The following is a 1,535-nucleotide window of genomic DNA, read 5'->3' on the forward strand; positions in this document are numbered from 1 at the left end:
ACAACAGACACACCCGGCACCACCACCAGCAAAAAACCACCGTGGATCGCTCCGGAGCAACTTTTCAAACTTACCCGACTCTCCGTTCCGATGCAAATCCGTGTTTCAGGATTCTCATCGGCGGGAAGTCGTCCCCACCTCTTCAGGAGCGCTCGAAAGCCCTGCCAGAATTTGGTCTTGATTTTGGGGGTTTGGCCGCCCGCGGTAACCAGCTCTTCGCTGTCTCCCTCGCGGCGACTTAGAAAACAATACACCTCCCCGGGGGCCTCCGCAAATCCCCCTGGCGAGGCGCTCTCAACCCCGTGTTTCCGCGGCAAAACGGCCCTCGGGCACCCGCGGAAGCCCATCCGGCGTCGTATCCCGTTCCTGTGTGCTGCAGCACAGTGCCTGGCAGCCGGATCGAAGGACGCCAACCGGAGAATCCTTAACAGCAAAAGGGCCGGCAACCGTGAGGTTGCCGGCCCTTTTCAAGCAGCTGGTATCAGCAGTGCTGGATTACCAGGAAGACTTGGTGATGCCCGGGAGTTCGCCCTTGTGGGCCATGTCGCGGAAGCGGACACGGGAGATGCCGAACTTCTGGAAGGTACCGCGGGGGCGGCCGTCGATGATGTCGCGGTTACGCAGACGGATCGGGGACGCGTTGCGGGGCAGCTTCTGCAGGCCCAGGCGGGCCGCTTCGCGTGCTTCGTCGGTTGCGTTTTCGTCAACCAGGGTCTTCTTCAGCTCGAGGCGCTTTGCAGCGTAACGCTCCACGATGACCTTGCGCTGCTCGTTGCGAGCAATCTTGGACTTCTTAGCCATGTTTAGCGCTCCTCTCGGAATTCGACGTGCTGGCGGATCTTGGGGTCGTACTTCTTCAGGACCATGCGGTCCGGATCGTTACGACGGTTCTTGCGGGTTACGTAGGTGTAACCCGTGCCCGCAGTCGACTTGAGCTTGATGATCGGACGTACGTCCTTGTCCTTAGCCACTAGAGCTTCACCCCACGAGCCAGAATCTGGGCGACGACTACGTCGATGCCGCGTACGTCGATGGTCTTGATGCCACGTGCAGAGACCTGCAGCGTGACGTTACGGCGCAGGGACGGAACCCAGTAGCGCTTCTTCTGAATGTTCGGATCGAACCGGCGCTTGTTGCGGCGGTGCGAGTGCGAAATGCTGTGCCCAAAGCCCGGCTCGGCTCCGGTCACTTGGCAGTGTGCTGCCATGACTTCTCCTCAAGAATTGAAAGTAATGATCCGCATATCTGCTGCTGGACCATGCTGCTAAGGGCGACCCAAAAATGAAGAAGGGCAACGGTTAGTCACGCAACTTGAGCCCCTAACTACCGGCCACCCTGGAGAAATTACCGGGCAACCGGAGCAATTGCGCACGCTCCGCGCACTTAGCGCCTACCAAGTCTACGAGTTCGCGCAATTAAAGACCAATCCGGCGCTGGAGGGTGTATAAGCAGGCCCGGGGTTAGACGATATGAAGTGACAGCGGGTTCTGCCTGTCCGGGCCGGCCATTGTCGCCGGGCGGTCCCATCAGCGCCG

At 59.9% G+C, this 1,535-nt stretch carries 3 protein-coding genes; all 3 read right to left on the bottom strand.

What is annotated here, in order from left to right; genetic code table 11:
* Nucleotides 1–495: 495 nt before the first annotated feature.
* The 3 genes from rpsN to rpmB are packed head-to-tail and all read right to left on the bottom strand — an operon-like array spanning nt 496 to nt 1,207.
* Complete coding sequence (gene rpsN / locus PV768_RS21755; protein ID WP_009358853.1) at nt 496–801, bottom strand: 30S ribosomal protein S14; 306 nt, start codon at nt 799–801, stop codon at nt 496–498.
* Between the two features lie 2 nt (nt 802–803).
* Nucleotides 804–971: a 50S ribosomal protein L33 gene (rpmG, locus tag PV768_RS21760; protein WP_013602737.1), complete on the bottom strand. Its 168-nt coding sequence runs from the start codon at nt 969–971 to the stop codon at nt 804–806.
* Entirely contained in the window at nt 971–1,207 is a 237-nt protein-coding gene (rpmB, locus tag PV768_RS21765) for a 50S ribosomal protein L28 (protein WP_013602738.1), read from the bottom strand. Before rpmB ends, rpmG begins: the two co-directional genes overlap by 1 nt.
* Nucleotides 1,208–1,535 lie beyond the last annotated feature (328 nt).

The organism is Pseudarthrobacter sp. CC4 (assembly GCF_048957775.1).
In the GTDB taxonomy this organism is placed as follows: Bacteria; Actinomycetota; Actinomycetes; order Actinomycetales; family Micrococcaceae; genus Arthrobacter.

What these genes read in the sequence shown, in the direction of transcription:
- rpmB (WP_013602738.1), bottom strand. Translation starts at nt 1,207, where the DNA reads ATGGCAGCACACTGCCAAGTGACCGGAGCCGAGCCGGGCTTTGGGCAC.
- rpsN (WP_009358853.1), bottom strand. Translation starts at nt 801, where the DNA reads ATGGCTAAGAAGTCCAAGATTGCTCGCAACGAGCAGCGCAAGGTCATC.